General features: G+C 54.0%; 12 protein-coding genes. 6 read left to right on the top strand and 6 right to left on the bottom strand.

Going from position 1 to position 19122, the window contains the following annotated elements:
• The first annotated feature begins 672 nt into the window (after positions 1-672).
• From NC979_RS03695 to NC979_RS03720, 6 genes are all read left to right on the top strand, one after another.
• Complete coding sequence (locus NC979_RS03695; protein WP_190523843.1) at positions 673-1875, top strand: sigma-70 family RNA polymerase sigma factor; 1203 nt, start codon at positions 673-675, stop codon at positions 1873-1875.
• Positions 1859-2989: a DUF1822 family protein gene (locus NC979_RS03700; RefSeq protein ID WP_190523846.1), complete on the top strand. Its 1131-nt coding sequence runs from the start codon at positions 1859-1861 to the stop codon at positions 2987-2989. Before NC979_RS03695 ends, NC979_RS03700 begins: the two co-directional genes overlap by 17 nt.
• Before the next feature lie 11 nt (positions 2990-3000).
• Entirely contained in the window at positions 3001-5313 is a 2313-nt protein-coding gene (locus NC979_RS03705; RefSeq protein WP_190523848.1) for a CHASE2 domain-containing protein, read from the top strand.
• Between the two features lie 303 nt (positions 5314-5616).
• Positions 5617-6348 carry a DUF928 domain-containing protein gene (locus tag NC979_RS03710; RefSeq protein WP_190523851.1) on the top strand — a complete coding sequence of 244 codons (732 nt, stop codon included), beginning with the start codon at positions 5617-5619 and terminating at the stop codon, positions 6346-6348.
• A gap of 61 nt (positions 6349-6409) precedes the next feature.
• Positions 6410-9370, top strand: a complete 2961-nt coding sequence (locus tag NC979_RS03715) for a two-partner secretion domain-containing protein (protein ID WP_190523855.1) — start codon at positions 6410-6412, stop codon at positions 9368-9370.
• 340 nt (positions 9371-9710) lie between these two features.
• Positions 9711-10319, top strand: a complete 609-nt coding sequence (locus tag NC979_RS03720) for a hypothetical protein (protein WP_190523857.1) — start codon at positions 9711-9713, stop codon at positions 10317-10319.
• A 147-nt stretch (positions 10320-10466) separates the two neighbouring features.
• Here the strand turns inward: NC979_RS03720 and NC979_RS03725 are convergent, their stop codons facing one another.
• The 6 genes from NC979_RS03725 to NC979_RS03750 form a co-directional block, all read right to left on the bottom strand.
• The gene (locus NC979_RS03725) at positions 10467-11102 is read right to left on the bottom strand and encodes a hypothetical protein (protein WP_190523860.1); all 636 of its coding nucleotides are present in this window, start codon (positions 11100-11102) and stop codon (positions 10467-10469) included.
• Between the two features lie 20 nt (positions 11103-11122).
• A complete protein-coding gene (locus NC979_RS03730) occupies positions 11123-11353 on the bottom strand; it encodes a hypothetical protein (RefSeq protein WP_190523863.1) in 231 nt (76 codons plus the stop codon).
• A gap of 117 nt (positions 11354-11470) precedes the next feature.
• A complete protein-coding gene (locus NC979_RS03735; RefSeq protein WP_190523866.1) occupies positions 11471-13195 on the bottom strand; it encodes a phage tail protein in 1725 nt (574 codons plus the stop codon).
• A gap of 98 nt (positions 13196-13293) precedes the next feature.
• Positions 13294-13818: a hypothetical protein gene (locus NC979_RS03740; protein WP_190523869.1), complete on the bottom strand. Its 525-nt coding sequence runs from the start codon at positions 13816-13818 to the stop codon at positions 13294-13296.
• Positions 13819-13846: 28 nt separating this feature from the next.
• Positions 13847-16561, bottom strand: coding sequence for a hypothetical protein (locus NC979_RS03745; protein WP_190523874.1), 2715 nt, complete (start codon positions 16559-16561; stop codon positions 13847-13849).
• Between the two features lie 3 nt (positions 16562-16564).
• Complete coding sequence (locus NC979_RS03750) at positions 16565-19117, bottom strand: baseplate J/gp47 family protein (protein ID WP_190523877.1); 2553 nt, start codon at positions 19115-19117, stop codon at positions 16565-16567.
• Positions 19118-19122: the final 5 nt, after the last annotated feature.

A 19122-nucleotide genomic window follows, 5' to 3' on the forward strand; every position in this document is an offset into this window, starting at 1 on the left:
GCGAGCGGATTTACGGCTAGGGAGAGTTGCTGGCGAGTTGCTAGCGATCGCTCCAAATCCATGCCTTTGGAGTTACAGAACAGCCCAAAACATCAGTAGGCTGAAGTGACCTTACCTCAAAAAAGTAGACAGGTAATTCAGGCAGCGTTGGAGGCAAGTGAATCATGGGAGTCTGTAGCGGCTTTGCTGCACCACGGGACACATGCCGATTTCTGGACAATGTGTAGAGAGTGGCCCACAAACGATTGAGCAGTATGCATGAGGGACGATGACTCAGCTGCAAGCTATTGAGACACTTCAGATGGGACAACCACAGCGGATGCTACCAACTTGGAGCGATCGGGTTCAGTGGTTAGCGGCATTCTATTTATCGAGTTCGCCGTCGATAGATTGATTGATAGAGGGGTACTGGGCTTTAGGTAAATGGCACGGGTTGTCTACATAGCTCTTAATCAGTATTATAGCTAGCGGCTTTGGGCCTTCGAATAGCCCCTTGGCTTAGTGAATCTTGTGGTTAACGGTGCGGCTAAGACATTTGCGGTGGGGCGAGCTTTTGGTTGAGAATAAGCCATCTGAGAGGTGAGTTCTGTCTTTTGAGTGCCGGTTGGACAACCTTACGTCAATACTTTTGAGGATTGTCTATACCTATGATTGAGACTCGCGGGTTTGGGAATGCAGCTACGCACCACGGTGATCGAACTTTTTTCAACCTTTATTCGGTTCTCGGGCGATCGTTTTGATGGTTGGGTCAGCGATTGGCGACTGAAAAAGGGGATGGCAGATCACCTGACTCGGGCAGACCAAGCGATACAATCGGAAGATTTTTGGGCATTGTACTGGCATCAACGTTGGCAGTCCGACATATCTAGTCAGGCAGAGGCTCACCTCCAGGCTTATCTGCAAGAACCCTGCTACTGGGCAGCCCGACGGATCACAGAGCGCTTTGTCCAGGGGCAATGGACTTTGGCCGATGGGTTTCAAACGGCGATCGCCCATACTCCCAGTATTCTCAAGCGCTATAAACCGGACTACGGCAGTAGCCTAAGCACCTATGCCCAGACTGCGTTTAGCAACGTCATTCGTGATCATCTGCGGCAGCAGCATGAGGCCAATATTTGCAGCGATTGGGGCCTGCTGCGCCGCCTCAGCCAGGCACAGCTCCAGCGATCGTTGGGGTTTGCAGGGGTGCCCCAAACGGAGTCTGCCATCCTAATATGGCAATGCTTTAGAGCGGTTTGTCTGCCCGATCCCCAGCGACCGGTGAAGGCTTTACCTCCGCCGACTCCCGACCAGATAGCCCAAATGGCTGAGCGCTACAACCAGCAACGGGTTCAGCTCAGCCCAATACCCCCCCGGCTCGGGGCTGAAGACCTGGTAGTGAGTCTTCAGCAAGTGGTGCAGGCGGCTCGTGCCTACCTGGCACCGCCGATCATATCGCTCAATCAGTCCCAGTTTGACCAGGCTGGTCAAGAGCAGTTAGATACCTTGAGTAGTGACGATAGTCCCATGAACCGGCTGCTAGCGAATGAAGCCTACGCCGAACAGCAGCGGCGGGTGCAGCAACTGGAGGCCGTGTTGGGAGGTGCGATCGCGGCGCTAACTCTAGCCGATCAAACCCTGCTGCAGCTTTATTATCGAGGGGGGCTAACTCAAGCGGCGATCGCCCAACAGCTGCAAATGCAGCAGTATCAGGTGTCGCGTCGGCTCAGTCGGGTGCGCCAGCAGCTCTTAGTCAATGTGGCCCAGTGGAGTCAAAAAACCCTGCATATTACCCTTGATTCCGCCGTATTAGCCAGTATGAGCGACGCGATTCACGAGTGGTTACAGCGGCATTATCAGAACACAGCAGAGGATCTCGATGAGCTTGGTGTTTGACAATCCGGTGCAACCCGTACTGGCGATGTCGCCCGATCTAGCGCTGTGGCAGCAGTGCCAGTCGATTACAGATCCGGCGGCCCGCTGGCGGGTCTATCTGCATCGGTTGGGGTTGGAGGCTCTGCGCGGTTGGGCGCAGGACGAAATTAACCAGTCAATTCACCCCTGGCCCGCCGATGCGGTTGATCTCTGGCAGTGGGTTGATGGGCTGGCCCTGGTGCTGGGTGATCGCCGCCTGGTGGTGATCTTGAGTGAGGCGATCGATGCCACATCGCTGGCGGTGCCCCAGGAATGGGTCGATATTCCGGATTGGGCAGCGGACTACTATGTAGCGGCTCAGGTGGATGTTGACGAGCAGCGGCTGGCACTGTGGGGCTATGGCACCTACGCCCAGGTGAAAATCCAGGGGCAATACGAGCCGCGCGATCGCACCTACAGCCTCAGCGCAAATGACCTGATCCAAGATTTTTCTGTTTTTTGGGTAGCTCAACAGCTCGAACAACCCCAAACCATTGCACTTCCCGACCTTCCCCCTCTCTCAGAGGCCCAGGCTGAGCGGCTGATCGAGCGGCTAGCCGGGGCTCTCGAACCAAGGCTAGATATGCCGTTTGAGCAGTGGGGGGCGCTGCTTAAGAATACCCGCTGGCGGCGGCAGATCTGGCAGCAGCGGCAGGGCATAGCGTCGGTTGACATAAGCGACTGGGTCAGACAACTATTTGCACCGAGTTGGCGATCGCTGGCCTCGCTGCTGCCCCAAACCCCGGCGTTAGGGTTTCGTTCTGTGGGCATCAGCCCTGGGATGATCAGTCGAGGCAAAGCCATTTTTCTTAACCCCCCCGGTTTCTATCTGGTGCTGGGGGTGCGGGTGGAGATAGCGGACGATGATCGTCGGAGCATTAGCATCCAGCTTTTTCCATCCACGGCGGACATATTGCCAGGGGGCATCATCCTTGCTTTAGATCTGCCAGAAACCGAAGCGCGGCTGCAAACGGTGCAAGCGGGCGATCGCGACAATTACATTCAGCTACCGAGTTTTCGCTGTCCGCTGGGACAACAGTTTCGGGTCAGGGTTCAGCTGGGGGATGCTATGGTGCAAGAGGATTTCATCAGCTAAGAGCTGAGACAATGGCACAGCGCATTTTGCTCAATCTGGGCCAGGGGGATTGGCACACGGGCTTTGCCAGCGTCACTGCTCAGCTTTGGGAAAATGAGCTGCCCCCCATTCAGTTTGTGGGCAGTTTGCCGCCGTGCCCCCACCTAGCCACCCAGTATCAGCGCTGGCAGCAGCTTTATGAAGCGATCTACGGTAGCCAAAGCCGCTGGCGACGAGCTCCGTCGCCGTTTGAGTTTGAGTCGACGACGGTCACCAATGTTTCGCACCACGAGTTTGAAACCCTCTGCACTTCCCTGCACAGCGAGCTAAACCAGTGGTTAATGGCGACCACCTTTGCGCCCATCGAGCGCCGCCTGCGCACCCACCTCTCAGCTCAGGCGGCCATTCAAGTGATGCTCACCGCCCAAGCTAAATCGGTGCTGCGCTTTCCATGGGGGCTGTGGCAGCTGTTTGAAGACTATCCCAAAGCAGAACTTTCCCTCAGTCTGCCCGACTATCACCGCGCCCTCAAGCAGACCCAAGGCAACCCCACCGGGGGGGTCAGCATCCTGGCGGTGCTGGGCAACGACACCGATATCGATGTAGAAACGGATCGGCAGATTTTAAGCCAGTTGCCCCAGGCCCAGGTGACACTCTTGGCCCAGCCTAGCCTAAGCGAATTACAACACCAGCTGTGGGAATTCTGCTGGGACATTCTGTTTTTTGCCGGGCACAGCACCAGTCAAGGCCAGGGTTATCTACAGGTCAACCAAACAGAATCACTGTCCATTGAACAGCTCAAATACGCCCTGGGGCGCACGATTCAGAATGGCTTGCAGCTGGCCATTTTGAACTCCTGCGACGGGCTAGGGCTGGCCTGGACTCTGGCCGACCTGCACCTGCCCCAAACGATTGTGATGCGGGAGCCGGTACCCGATGCGATCGCGCACCAGTTCCTCAAAGGGTTTTTGGCCTCGTTCGCCAGCGGCCAGCCGCTCTACAATGCTGTGCGCGAAGCTCGGGAAAAGCTCCACGGCCTAAGCGAACTAGGAATCTGTGCCGCCTGGCTGCCGGTAATTGTGCAAAATCCGGCAGAAGTGCCCCCCACCTGGTCCCAGCTAGCGAGTCAGCCCGTGGAAGTTCCCACTCCGATGATGCTGCCTCAGCCAAAGCCTGCTCGGCGTCGACTGGGACTGGGCAGCCTGGCCGTCACAGTCACGATTTTAGCCCTGCGTTGGGCAGGCATTCTGCAACCGATCGAGCTGTGGACCTACGACACCTTGATGCGGTTGCGCCCAACCGAAACTCCTGACTCTCGCCTGGTGGTGGTGACGGTCGACGAAAACGACATCCAATCCCAAACTTCCTCAGACCGACGCGGTTCGGTGGCCGATGAGATTCTGCACCAAGCCCTGACCATTTTGGCTGAGGGAGAACCTCGGACCATTGGCCTTGACCTGTACCGCGACTTTCCGGCCCGTGATCCGGCGTTGATGGCAGCGCTGGGGCAGCCTAACCTGGTGGGGTTATGCAAAAGTCGGGATGTGACCGCAGGCTCGGTTGGCATCAGTCCGCCCCCAGAATTGCCCAACTCCCAGGTTGGCTTCAGTGATTTCATTGAAGAGCCTGACGGCCTTGTCAGGCGGCAGCTGCTGACCCTGACCCCAGATCCGGTTTCGCCCTGCACCTCGCCTTACGGCTTTGCCACATTGGTCGCCATTCACTATTTGCAAGCAGAGGGGGTGCAACCCAGGTTTACGGCCCAAGGCGATTTGCAAATTGGAAATGTGGTTTTCCCCCGACTAAACCAGCGCACGGGCGGGCTGCAACGCATGGACAATGGTGGCAACCAGCTGTTGCTTAATTACCGCGCCCTGTCGACCCCAAAGCAAATTGCGGTGACGATCTCACTTCAAGAGCTTCTGGGTGGTCAGGTGAATCTAGAGCGGCTGCGCGATCGCATTGTCTTAATCGGCATCACTGCTCCCAGCGGTGGCGACTACTGGTCAACCCCCTACGGTGCCCAGGGCCAGACGCGCACGGCGGGCGTGTTCATGCAGGCTCAGATGATCAGCCAACTAATCAGCGCTGTGGAGGACGGTCGGCCTCTGATCTGGGTCTGGCCACAGTGGGCTGAAACGCTGTGTATTGCGCTGGGGGTGATCGCCGGTAGTTTGCTCGCCTGGCAGTGGAAATCGGCCAAGCTGGCGCTGGCTTGTGTGGTGACAGCAATCGCGTTAATCGCGATCGCTTGGGTAACCCTGTTAACGGGGGGCTGGCTACCCCTGTTGCCGACCTTACTAGCTCTAAATGGCAGCGCATGGGTCACCCGGACGCTAGAGTGAACTCCTTTTTTTGTTCGCCTACTTTTGCTATAGGGTTATTGCCAACGAGTACCTGCGGATGGAAATAGAGATCGCCGTTCTAAGGAGGCAGGACAACTATGTGAGGTCCTGGCTTGAGGCGGCTGTTGGCAGATTTAGCCTCAGCTTTTGAGGGGGACGACTCACTTCATAGTTGCTGAGCGCTGAGAAAAAGCCTAACGCTAAGCCTTAGCTTTGCTTCATAGAGTCTTTACGTTACAAAAGCGACAATTCTTGGCCCTTGTCCTCCATACTTGGAAAACACTTCTTAGGGAGGGTGACAGAATGACAGCAAGATGCGGCGTAAAGCGATCGCCCCTATTATCTGCCATTGCCGTATTGGGGTTAGCCGCTACCATCTGGTTGCCCCTAGCCACCCTAGCCCGAGCGATGCCCACGCCTCCAGACCAGGGTGCACCGTCTGGTCGACAGCGGGGCGGCGCGTCTCGAGGCGACTGTGCAGACTATCAAGGCCTCACAGCCCTGGTACCGGTGGTAGATGGCATCGTCTGGAGCCAGACCCATAGCCCTAACCCCAAGTTTTTCTTCCATGTGCCAAAAGCTCTCACCGCCGACATTCCTCTAGAACTGGTGGTGCAAGATAGCAACGATAACTATCTATTTCATCGACAGTTCTCTGTCGATGCCCCATCTGGCATCCTTACCATACCGTTGACCTCCGAGGGGGCTGGTTTGATGCCTGGGGAAACCTACTCCTGGACGTTCTCAATTTACTGCGATCTGGCCCGTCCCTCAGCGGCGGTGTCTGTCTTTGGCACCATTCGGCGGGTCGCTGACGCTGCTGTGCCCCTGTCGGATACATCACCCTCCACTCAGCCGCTCAAGTTGGCCCAGCAGTATGCCGCCGCCGGGCTCTGGCACGAGGCCATGGGGCTGACTCTATCAGTGGCCGAGCCCAACAATGCCGACTATCTAGCTACCTTAACGTCTCTGCTAGAGTTGGCTGGACTAGCAGACCTCTCGCCAGCGGCCTTGGTATATGAGGTGCCTGAGTGATATGGATAGCACTAAGGGGTACTGGCGAAGCCTCCCCCAAGGGACCTAGGGGGACGAGGTGATGGGAATTTATCAACTAGATGTGATTCGCACCATTTGTCCTTTGGTCACAGGGGCAGGGTTTGTGCTTCTAGCAATGGTTTTGAGTCCCCCTCTAGTGCAGGCTCAGGTGACTCCAGACGCTACCCTACCATTAGAGGGCTCCACCGTTACCTCTGACGGCACCACCTATCAGATCACTGGGGGGGCGACCAGGGGCAGCAACCTATTCCACAGTTTTGAGCAGTTTTCGGTGCCCGCTGGCACTACAGCGGTGTTTGTTAACGCTGACAACATCGCCAACATCCTCAGTCGCGTCACGGGCAGTACCCCGTCAGATCTTCAGGGTACGATTCAGGCGGGGGGTAACGCCAACCTGTTTTTAATCAATCCGGCAGGTATGGTGTTCGGACCCAATGCCCGTTTGGATATTGGCGGCTCTTTTTTGGCTAGCACGGGGGAAGGGCTGCAGTTTGAGAATGGATTTGTCTACAGTACTGCCAATCCTGAGGTGCCGCCGCTGTTGACCATCAGCGCTCCCATCGGTCTCAACCTGAGCAATGCTCTAGGGAATATAGCGGTGGTCGGGGCAAACCTATCCGTTGCTGCCGACCAAACTCTGGCGCTAGTAGGCGGTGAAGTCTCTTTAACGGGAGCCCAGTTAGCGGCTCCTGGTGGACGGCTGCAAATTGGCAGTGGGCAACAGGCCAGTGAGTTAGGCCTCACAGTTGATCGGTCAGGATTTGAGGTGAACTTTGGTGGGATCAGCAGGGCTGGCAATATTCAACTGTCTAATCGGTCGGTCCTAAATGCTAGCGGCAGGGGTGGGGGTGCGATCGCACTCCAGGGACAAGCAATTACTTTGGCGAACCAGTCAGCCCTCCTTTCCGATACGCTGGGAGACCAAGATGGTCGTGGAGTTCAAATTGTCGCCGACCAGTTCCGATTACTGGATAGCTCCTACATCGGCGCGGCTACCTCAGGCAGCGGAGCGGGTAGCAGTATTGACGTTACGGCTAACGATATTGAAATTGTTGGGACTGCGATCGCGAACTACAAACTTGTAGAGTTTAAGATTTTTCTGGGCGCCAGGCAAATCAGCGATCGGGAGATTGGCGGTATTGCTGCCACAACGGTAGCCGCGGGGCGAGCCGGAGACATTTCCCTGAATGCTCGAAACATCCTGATCGATGAAGGCGTTTTGGTCTCAACGGAGTCGTTTGGCACAGGTAACGGCGGCGATATTGACATTACGGCAACAGAGTCGCTCAGCCTGACGGGGTCTGGGCTGTTGGGGGGCAGTCGAGTGTCCGGAATTCCCGTACTCACCCTCGAAGGCACCCCCAGTGGACTCGCTACCGGCGGCATCCCCGCCGGTAGCGGGGGCAATATCAATATCAACACAGCTCGACTCACCATTGCCGGTAACGGTGCCATTGGAGTCGGCACCCAAAGCGATCAAGACTCGGGCAATCTTGTGATTAACGCCACGGAGTCGGTGACCTTGCAAGGCGGCAGCGTCGAGCCCTATATCTTCCCGACCCAGATCACCACAATCTCCCTAGGGGGTAGCGGGGCCGCAGGGGATATTCAAATCACCACCGGGCGTCTAGCACTGCTGGATGGAGCCTTGATGTTTGCCGACTCAGGGGTTAGAACCGTGGCTGGAATCATTCCGTTGGGTGGCCCCGCAGGCAATGTCACCATTACCGCCACTGAATCGGTCGATATCATTGGCAGTCAACCCCTAGGCGCGAGTCTATTGTCAAGCACGGTTCGATCTAGAACCTTTACTGATGCACCAGCTGGCAGTGTCCAAATCACCACCCCCAATCTGACTTTGCGAGACGGAGGGCAAGTGACCAGCGCCACTCTAAATGAAGGGGCAGGCGGTGCCATTACTATCGATGCCGAAAATATATTTGTCTCAGGCGCTGCCAGCGAAGACGCCGATAGCATCAGCGGTATTTTTGCCAATTCAGGGACTGAACTCCTGGTTTCCTTCAACACCGGGGCGGTTGAGTCTGTACCCGCGAGCGGAGCAGGGGGAGCCATCACGATTAAGGCAAACACGCTAACCGTGCAAGACACCGCTGAGGTCACAGTCGGCAGTTTTGGCTCAGGGGAGGCCGGTAACCTTGCCATTACTGCTAATGCTATCCGTCTAGCTAACAATGGCAGACTGACCGCCACGACAACCTCCGACAGAGGAGGCAATATCACGCTCACCGCCAACACTCTGACTTTAGACAACAGCAGCATTACCGCGAGTTCCGAAAGGGGCGATGGTGGCAACCTGACCTTTAATCTTCGAGATTTTCTCCTGCTGAGAAATGGCGGCCTGATTTCGACCGAAGCTGGTACCGCCGGGGCCGGAGGTAACGGCGGCAACATTAACCTCAACCTGCCCAACGGCTTCATCGTGGCTGTGCCGATTGAAAATAGCGACATTCGTGCCAATGCTTTCGAGGGTGACGGCGGCAGCGTCACGATCACAGCCCAGAATCTGTTGGGCATTTCGTTTCGGCCCGATGTGCTCGATACACCGCTGAGCGACATCACAGCCAGTTCTCGTTTTGGCAACAGCGGCACGGTCACTATCAATGAACTTGCCCCCGATGTTGCCCAGGATGAGGTAGCGCTCCCCACTGAAACAGCCCCCACCGCCTTGGCCCAAGGCTGTCGCGCTCAGGGAGCGCAAGCGGGTAGCTTTGTTGTTACTGGACGTGGGGGATTACCTACAAACCCCGCTGACCTGCTCAGCGCCGATGCCGTCTGGCAAGATTTGGCCCCAATTTCTATTGGTGAGAGCAATACCGATCGCTCCTTTGATGCCCCTATGCCTGCCATGACCGCTCCTGATGCCCTTATGGTTGAAGCCCAAAGTTGGACTCGGGCTGAGGACGGCACGATCACGCTGCTGGCTAACGCTACGGCATCGCCAGATTATTTTGTGCCACGGGTAAATTGTTCGGGTGAATGAGCGAAAAGCAAGGCAGTAATACAGTGCTGGTGCGATCGCAACTCCAGCACCACTGCCTTGTCGTACCAAAAGCATCCAAAAAAAGTTCAAATGCAAGGCTGAGAGCTGCATATATGGTTCGGGTCAACCGTATATCTCAATTAGCGGTGTGCCGTTAGGAGGGAAGCTACGTCGTGGGGGAAGTCGCTAGCTCCTGCGATCGCACCTTGTCTCCCAATTCGGCAACCGCGCTAGGCCGCTCTGCACTTTTTCATCGGTGTTTGTTATGCCAAAGGTGGTTTTAATCATCTCTAGCAATGAGTACAAGTGCCAACACAAAGCTAATTAAGGAATACAGAATATGACCATTGATGCAATAGGTGAACTTAACAATAAATGGGGCGTGTGTGGGTTCACAGGCGCACTGTATGCTCTTCACGAGAATAGGCCCACATTGGAGCAGAACAGGTTATCGAGTGCCGCACCAACCAAAACCCGCATGATCGCTGAGATCAAATCTTTCTTACGGCAGTTGCAGGCTGATCGTAGAACGGAGATGCTGAATGAAATTGAGACCTTCACTAAAACCTTTCCAAATTACGAGGATTTTACTATAACCAATTACATTAAGCGCATCAACGATGCAGTAAAGGTTACGGATGGAAATTTCGGCGATTTTTCCATAGCGATGCCGCCAGATGCGGTTGTAGCTTATCTAAATTACATTGGGTTTCCCAACGCAAAGAGATTACCGCTAAGTGCCGATTCGTTGAGCAAGAATGAACTGGTGCTAGGCCTTTCTAGAGGGACAAGTGAAACAGTACGTCACTATATCTATCGCAAAGGCACCACAATTTACAGTTGGGGACAACAGTTCGATAACATGACCCAACTCAATAGTTGGGTTCAATCCAAGGGTATACTTCGTTATAACGACGCCCCGTGCTTGGCTATATCACCTCGAGGGTGAGCTTCTATAGGGCATCTTGATTAATTGAGTTCTTTTTTAGTTTGACGTGAGACGAGTGATTTTACTTCGCTCGTCTCATAGGCTATTCAACTGTTGTACTTTATAGAGTAGATTGACCCTGATTTTGACAACACTAGCTTCCTTTTACTAATTTTCATCGTTGGAGCTTTCCTCATTGCCGTTACTATCAATATCTGTTTTCCACCCGGTAATCTGATCAGACTTGGTTTGGCTATTTTGAACTTGTCCGATCGTCCCAGTTGCAATAATAGTTTTTATTAGGGTAGCTTGATCAGGGGCAAGTTGGGTCATTTCAAGCTGACCGATCGCACAGAACCGAAGCCGCGATCGCACCTTGTCCCCATCATGTTTAGGGCTTGCACTCACTATCTGAATCTGGCGAAAACGATGGCGGGTGGAGATGGTGGAACTGCTGTAGTGATGGGCACTATCGCTGAGCAGTTGGTTACAATCTGCCAGCCAGATCTGTTGATTCAGGCTGATTAATCCCATAATCAGCGAGGTGAGCTGTTCCACCTGAGCGTTACTCTTCCCCATCAGGTCAATCCAAAGTTCTTGCTGAAACTCGCGGCAGTCTTGATCCCGAGACCTATTTTGGTGGATGGGCAAAAACGTGATGTCGCCACCGTAGATAGCCACACAGGGCACTTTAAGGTTTTCAACCTGCTCTAGGGGCATGCCATGCCACTGTGCCTTGGGCACTACTTTTACCAAGTCATTTTGTAGCTGGATTTTAATTAGGTCGATCAGTGGATTGATCACAGCATCAACAGGTCATAACATCAGGATCGATCAGCTTCAACGACGGTCTGAACAGGCTTCGCCTCAGCCGGGATGACCGAGGGGCTATCCTCAGCATTGGCTAGTTCTTCTAGAACCTGAATGGCACCACTAATTCGCAGCAAGGTATCGCGCAGGTTAGCCTGCTTGGCTTCGAGTCCTGCCAGCATTCTTTGTCCGGCTTCGTACTCAGTCTTGAGAGATTGGAGACGTTGTCGGATCTTTTCCTGCATGCTAATTAACTATTTTTAGAAGTATAAACCAAAGCTTAATATTGAGCCACTTAAACATGAATCTATTTCTTTCATTAAGTATTAACGTAACGTTGTCTCAATGAAAAAGTGTTAGGGCTATACTCCCACGTACTGAATGTAAGCTAAAACGTAAAAAGGAGGCATAATATCAATGGCTGTAGGAGAGGTGCTTCCCACAGTGGTCGCACTAGCGGTATGTGTGTGCGTCCCAGCAGTGTGCGTGTCTGGAGGTGGGGTTGTCCAGTCACTAAAGAATTGAGGGCGTTGAGTACTGCCACTAACTCCTTGTGGTGTAAACAATGGTTTTTCATATTTATGAGAATGTTCTCCAGCTGAGTTAACTGTTATCTCATGGGTATGAGATGGTATGTTGCTAGTTGCTAGCGTTACTCCTATGTTTCCACCTGTTGTCCCTACTGTATAACTTGCAGAATTGCCCAGAATAAACTTGCCACTCAAATTAGGCGTTCCACTGTCGCCATTGCAAAGCGCCCAACCTGTAGGAACATTGTTAGCATTACCACCCCACATAACTATCATTCCTTTCACTATTGCTCCGACACCTTCAAAAGCTGTTGCTGTAATCTTGCCTGCGATCGCAGCATTTCCAATTACATCTAAAGCTGAAGATAGCGCCCAGTAGCTTGTTGTGAGTACTGCATCGCCTTTATCAAAAGCTTTAAACAATTCTCGTGCACTATCTTTTTTGCCTTTCACAAATGCCAATGCATATGAAACGCTACCAATAAACTCATTACCTAATGGATTACTTGCACCAATGAACGCAAGCAATTCTTTAGCTCTTGAGCTTGTTTGAAGAACAGGTTTCACTCCACCACTACTGGCAACTACCACCACATCCCCATCAGAAGCGTTGCCTACCAAATTTGCCCAAGTTTCCCACAATGTTTGGCTTGACCAAACATTGTGGGAAAGCTCCCCCGTTCTAACACTTCCATCCGGCTTTAAAATAACGGTATTAATACCGTCTCCATTAGCTAGCTGGTGGATGGAAATATTTTTAACTTTTAAAGAAGTTTTGTTATTTGCAGAAGCAGCATTTGATGAACCAGTTACTTCGATGGTATAGTCCTGCACTCCGATAGAAAGAGAGCCTGCGATCGCCGTATTTCCATTCAACGTGCTAGTACCTGCAACGGTCAGATTACCGTCGGTACCTGTGGTAGAAAGGAAGCCTGCGATCTGAGTATTTCCATTTACAGATAGCTTGTCAGTTGGAGTTGCCGTGCCAATCCCTACATTACCGTCAGAGGTAATAATCATACGATTTTCCAAACTGCCGCTTATGGCGGTTTGGAACCGCAAGTCGCCGGCGTTGTAGCTACCACCTGGGCGAGAAGCGATCGCAGCGGCAAGCTTACTATTATCTGCGGGCCCGTTTTTCCAAACAATACGGCTCTCCTGTGTTGCACCAGTCCCGTTATTAAAAAGTGAGAGGAAATTAGTTTTTTGGTCATCTCCTCCTGTTATCTGAATCTCCAATTTTTCTGTTGGAGTTGTTGTGCCAATTCCCAGTTTGTTGTCACCTGTAACGGAGAGATTACCTGCGATCGTGACGGCTCCTTGTACTTTTAGCTGCTCGGTGCCAGGGGCGGTACCAATGCCAACCTTATCGTTAATGGTGAGGGCGGCTTCGATGGTGAGAGGACCCTGAATCTTATCTGTTCCCTTGCGGTTTACCTTATCTGTATCGAGCCGAAGAACCTCATTCATGGCATTGTTCCAGTCTTCAGACCGAATGATATCACCAGGTTTTTTGTCGGTATGAGTGAAGGGAGAATTGCCGTTTGTCTCGGTCATAGGTTAGGCTCCAGAAGGGCTAATTGCGTTGAGGCACAGGTTTTCGTTGGCTTCGCTTTGCTTGTTCTTTGTTCTGGGTTATTAATGCTTGCTTTAACCTAAAAAATGATTTCCCAAACTAGAGTGAGTTTGAAATCTGGTGTTTTGCTGATAGGCGGAAACACAACTCGGTTATACATAACTCCTATGTTTTCGCCAGGTTTAGTAAAGAGACCAGCCTCTTGTAAAACATAGGGCTGATCACTGTTTTTCTTTGGATCTGGCTCTTGAAAATCTAGGTCAGCGCTTAGTCGAATGCAGCTGCGGCGTTTCTTCTCGCCTGTAGGGTCCTCAATCTCAACTTCTGTAAGGTCTTGGTTGATGTCAAAATCCTTTAATTTTTTGCGGAAGACTTCGGTTTCTAATGTAGTGTCTTGGTCGGGGTGAACGGGCTTACTTCCGGTGCCTATAGCCAGATAGCTGATCCGCTCTGTGTTTTTGTCGTGGAACATTTGGGCTACTAACTGCCGCCCGCTAAAAACGATCGCATTATCCGCCGCGATTCCTTCTGTCAGCCGTCCATAGCGATCAAACTGTTGGATATGTAGTCGTCCTTTCATCGCTAAACCATCTTCTGAGAACATAGGAATCTCCTAAATAGCAGTAGGCAAACTAGGCAAAGGTATTACCAGAATCGAATTCTGTGTAGTCAAACATACCAGAGAATAGAAGGCGGTCATTCATGGCGTGTTCTAAAGTGGTTGGGGATTGATCAACCTCAGTTTTCAAGGTTTCGCCCATAGATTGTTCCTCAACAAAGTGGGGAGGGCGATCGCGCGATTGGATTGTTAATTGGTCAAACAACGGATGGGAAGTGCGGTCAGCAGGAATAACCGTTAACCAAGACCGAACATTGTTGTGCTCTAGAAAGGTAGGGGCCAGGGTAAGCCAATTTTGCAGCCCATGGTGCTCTTGAAAGCTTGTGATAAAAGCGGGGCTGGGCCGGGTATTAAGGGCATGAGATTCTTTTAGGATCTTGTGGCCAAGGAGGGAAAGCTGGGTTTGAACAGCGTGATTCTCTCGAAAGGTTTTGGTGTACGCGATCGCAAAGTGGGTGCCAGCTGCCCGTACCCGGTTGATGATGCTAGGAATCTGACGCCTAGGATGGTCAGTATTGTCGTCGAAGCGATCGGTAAAGCCCGGAATATCCCAAGGCACATTAACCTGGAAAAATCCAGGAGTCAGTTTGACCTGATCGTAGCCAATGGTGAACCCGTAGTTGCTGCCCTGCTCGGCAGTCAGGGTTTCGACTGTGCTTTCCTCTTGCTCAAATCGGGAGGAGTCAAACTGCCCCCCATCTAGCCGACCGGGCCATGCTCCTATACGGGCCGTGATGTACCATTGCGATTCGCCCACAGGTAGCACCAAGGCCGGGAGCGAACTCATGCTGATTCCGTTACGAAAGAGGCGACCATTGGTTAACAGCAGCAGCCTATCTCCAACTCGCAGCCCATGACCATAGGTGAAGTAGGGCTGGTCGGTAGCGGCATTTACCAGGGTCAACTGGCTGAGGGGGGCCAGGGAAGTCTCGCGGATAGGGCGCTGGTCCGTGAGTTCCAGGTGAAGGGTAATTGCCGTTGGCTCAACGTTTAGGTTGCTTAGGGTAAACCGATTTGGCAACGATGCCCCAGACCTCGACAAGTCTGGCACATCCTTAACCAAAGGGGTGAAGGCAATGACTTGTTTAGACTCGAGGGTGGGCTGGTACTCCTGGATGGTGATAGCTTTGCGGGCTTCCAGAGCAGCCTCGCTGTCGGCAAAGATGCCCAGATTGGCGGCCACAATGTCTAAAATGCCTTGCTGGGTCGAGGCTCCGCGCATTAGTACCTGAATCAGATCCCGCAGCCGTTCCCGATAGGGCACATAGCTTTTTTGTAAGGCCGTAGGAAAAGCAGATTCCAGCAGCAGCCGATTCAGCCGTCGTTGGAGACGAGCGTCTAGAGGTGGTTTGGCTTCGCTGGCTTGGATTAAGTCCTGGGTTTCCAGATCGAGGAGGAGGAGCTTAAAAAAGTTTTTGTTACGTGGATAAAGCTCAGCATCAGGCAAAATAACCTGATTTAGAAAAGTTGTTAGCGTTTCACGCACTGACGCTTCGGTGGGAATGCCGCTACAGGAGATTTCGCTGGGATAGCTAGCCTCTAGGCATAGACGATTGTGGCGAATGCGATCGCTAGGAGTCGCAGGGGCATAACGGGCCAGTTGGGCTAGGGCATCGGCCTGCAGGGTGGGGAACTGCCCATCTGGGCCGACGACATGGATTAGCATGGCCTGGGTGGCAGCTTGAAGCAACGCCGTCACCACTACCAGAGACAGACGCATATTGTCGGGGGCAGGGGTCACGGTGGCCTGGTTTTGGGCAACATCCAGCAGGGGTTGCCAAACCGCAGCATGGGGCAAACTGCTGCTGAGGTCGGGCTGTAGCCGAGTTACCAGATCGGACAGTTCGTTAGGGGAGAAACCATCCTCTAGCTGTTGCCAAAAAATTTGCTTTTGCAGAGGCAGGGGCAGTTTTTTGCGCAGGTAGCGGGCGAGGGCTTGGGGCAGGTCATCGGTGGTAAAGGAGAAAGCTGGGTCTTGGGTGAGGCGATCGCGGGCCGTGAACCAGGCCGATTGCAGGGCTTGCCCTAGGCGCAGATAGTCGAGTCGGTGGTACATGGCTTGGGTAAAGGCACGCTCCGACAGCAGGCGGTTTAGGTCGGCGGTGAAGGCCTCCAGTAGATCGGTGGGCACCTCGTTGGTTCCGGTATAGCGGTTGAGGGCGACTTGGGTAGCGTCTGAGAGGCGGCTTTGCAGGTATTGCAGCAGCGGATCGCGACCAATCAACAGTCGGGTTAGTAGATTGGCGGGCTGGAGCCAGGTTGCCGGGGTGATGTGTACTAGGTCGCGGCGATGGGCTGGGTCAACGTCGTAGCGGGCTAGCTGGGTAAAGTGGTCAGGGGACTGAGTGCGCCCTACGGCTTGTAGGTCATAACCCAGGGCGGTTTGGGGCCGAACAATCGCTGTCACCAACGTTTCCAGTTCTAACAAATCCCTGGGTTGAAACTGATTGTTCACCTGCACCAGTTGGGAAGTGCCACCCAGCCGCTCTAGGTATAGGGCAAACAGCCGATCTAGATCACCCTGATGCGCTGAGTTGGGGCTGTGCGTGCTACTGTTGCTCGCCGTATCGACAAAGCGCGATCGCAGCACCCGAATCAGATCCGTCTCGGCTCCCTCCAGGGCATCTCCTAGGGCCGCCGCCAGAGTATGCAGCGCGCTCCCTTCTCCGGTGGCGTAGAAGTCGGGGAGACGGCTGAGCAGGCTGAGGGTTTTACCGTTAGGGGGCATGGGTTAGGCGGTGAGTGGAGTGATGGTGATGGGGTCGGGGCTGGGCTGAAGGGTAATAGTAGACAATTGTTCTAGGGAACGGACATGGATAGTGGGCAGATGGGTGCGGTTGGTGGCGGATTGGGGGACAACAAACTCCGCCGTTTGCGATCGCCCATCAAGGCTGGTGGCTATAACCGTTAGCCCTGTAATGGTGAATTCCAGGTTCCGAAACTGACCGCTGCGATCGGGGGTGGCTTCCAGGTGTTGGTGCAGGATTGCCAGGTCTAGATCCTGACCAGGGGGCTGGGCCGGGAAGGTGGTTACAGCGTTTCTCAGGGTGGCCTTTAAAGCAGCGGTTAGGGTGTCCCGATCACTCACTGGAGCCGCATTCTCGTCATTCCCTGCGCTATCTGTGGCATTGAGTGAACCGGTGGATACCTCTGGAGTAGCAGGCTCCTGGGGATTAGATCGAATCCGCACTACCGTTGGCGGCGAGGGAATGTTATCGGCTAGCCATCGAGTGTTGAGTGCGAGGGCCGTAATGGTGACAGTGATAGCTTCGGTGCGATCGCTAATCAGCAGATGGGAAATCTGTAGCCGTTCATAAGGTTCCACCCGTATAGCCCGATTCTCAGCGTCCAGCCGATCCGCCACCTGAAAGTCCTGGACTTTGAGTTCTGTCAGAGGTAGAAATTCGTTGGCAACTTCTTGCAGTTTGTTTAGGGAAAGATTCTGTCGAGGAGGCAAACGATCAAGAAATTGTTGCAGATGTGCTCGTATCTCATCCCATTTCCGCTCCCGCTCGTCGGAGGTGAGTGGCTTTGGCAACGTCACCCGCAAGGCTCCTACTAGACCCAGATTTCGGTCATAGATCGCCAGCGGTTCCGCCAGCACAAAGCGCTCCGCAAAGCCGGGGATTAGAGCTGTCTCATTCTGTCGCACCAGGGGCGACAGATTTTGGGGGGTGAGGCTCAGGTTATGGAGAAGTGGTCTGACCGAAGCAGGTAGCTCGGCAAGGAGAGCGGCCTTTACCAGCGGCGTTCCGGGTTGAAGGGTAGCTTGGAACCAGGTCTTGAGGGCTTTGAGTACCGCCTCTTCTACCTCTGAGGTTGTCGCGGGTTCTCCTTCTGGGGTTGTCGTCTGCTCTCCTTCTGGGGTTGTCGTGGGTTCTGCCTCTGGGGTTGATAACTCAACCCAGAATGCTACCCGCACAGGAGTATCCTGGGGCTGGCTCATCACTCGGAAGTCGTTCAGGCGAAACTTGCTGGCTAATAACCCCTGAGTGCTGGGATCAAGGCGCTTGGCACTGCTCAACACGGGGTCTTGGGGCTGATTGGGGTCTTGGGGTTGATTGGGCCAGTGGGGCACCAGGGCAAACTCTTCCATATTGGCCACTCCCGGCACCGCGAGCATAGCCTGCACAAGGGGCGGAAACAGCAGCGGTTTGCCCAGGGGCAACCAAGCCAGGTGGGTAGCGATCGCCGTTTTAACCGCCGCCGTCACGGTCTCTGGATCAGCCGTGGCCTCCACTTCAACCAGCACCGTGCCGTCTAGCCTCGCCAGTTCCGCACCGTGCAGCCGCACATACACCCCCGCCGCCCGCACCTCATCGACCTTCTGTCGCAACGTGGCGACCCGACTCAGTTGGCGTTGCCACTCTGCGGGATCAAGGGTTGAGGGCGGAGGTTCTACACGCTGGCCAGGGACGCTGGTGGAGGTCGAATTGTTGGGCAACAGGGGCTGGGGCAGCCAGCCGTGGGGGGGCATAGTTTCCAGATCGCGATCGTCGATGTAGATATCCAGCACGCCGTAGGTTTGTCTTGTCTCTTCAGTCGCCGTCGCATTTTGACCAGGGCCAATAGATCTACGAGGGCTCGTCTCCACGGCTCCCGGCTCCACCACCTTCACCTCGCGCACTCCTGGCATACTCAGCAGGGCCGTTTCAATAGCCGTGAGGGAAGCTTTGCCGGAGGCCAGGAGGGCGCTTTTGGCTCGCTGGCGCAATTCGTTATCGGTTTCCAGGCGCTTGCCCAAAAACTGGGTGGCTTCATCGTTGCGAACGGCTTTTACCCCCGCCACGGGTAGGGGCATCACCGTGATGCTATTGGCCGCCACCACCTGGTCTTCCCCCCGCTCCACTGCCTGCACTTTCACAGTGATTTCGGTGTCGGTAGCAGGGAATAGCTTGGTTTCGATGGTTGCGTAGGATATGCGGGGGGTGCGATCGCTGTCCTCCGTTGTCACCAACGTACTGATGGGGATCTCGATATCCTCTTGGCCGACATCTCGCATAAAGGTGACGACACCCTCGGCATAGTCAGGCAGGCCCCGCCGAATACCCAAAATCGCCGCCACCATCTCCAGCTGTAGGCCACTGGCCGTATCAATAAAGGCGGAATGGTAGACCTGATCCATCTGCTCGTAGAGCAGCGCCATTTCGTAGGCAAAGGATTCGTAAAGGGTACGAACGACGCTGCCCACGGTTAGATCGACACCCTCTGCCCGGAGGCGAGTTTGGGTAGACTTTACCAACTCATCATAGATAGCCTCGAAGGGCTTGGGGGCAAAGCTCATGGGGC

It is taken from the genome of Leptolyngbya subtilissima AS-A7, from assembly GCF_039962255.1.
In the GTDB taxonomy this organism is placed as follows: domain Bacteria; phylum Cyanobacteriota; class Cyanobacteriia; order Phormidesmidales; family Phormidesmidaceae; genus Nodosilinea.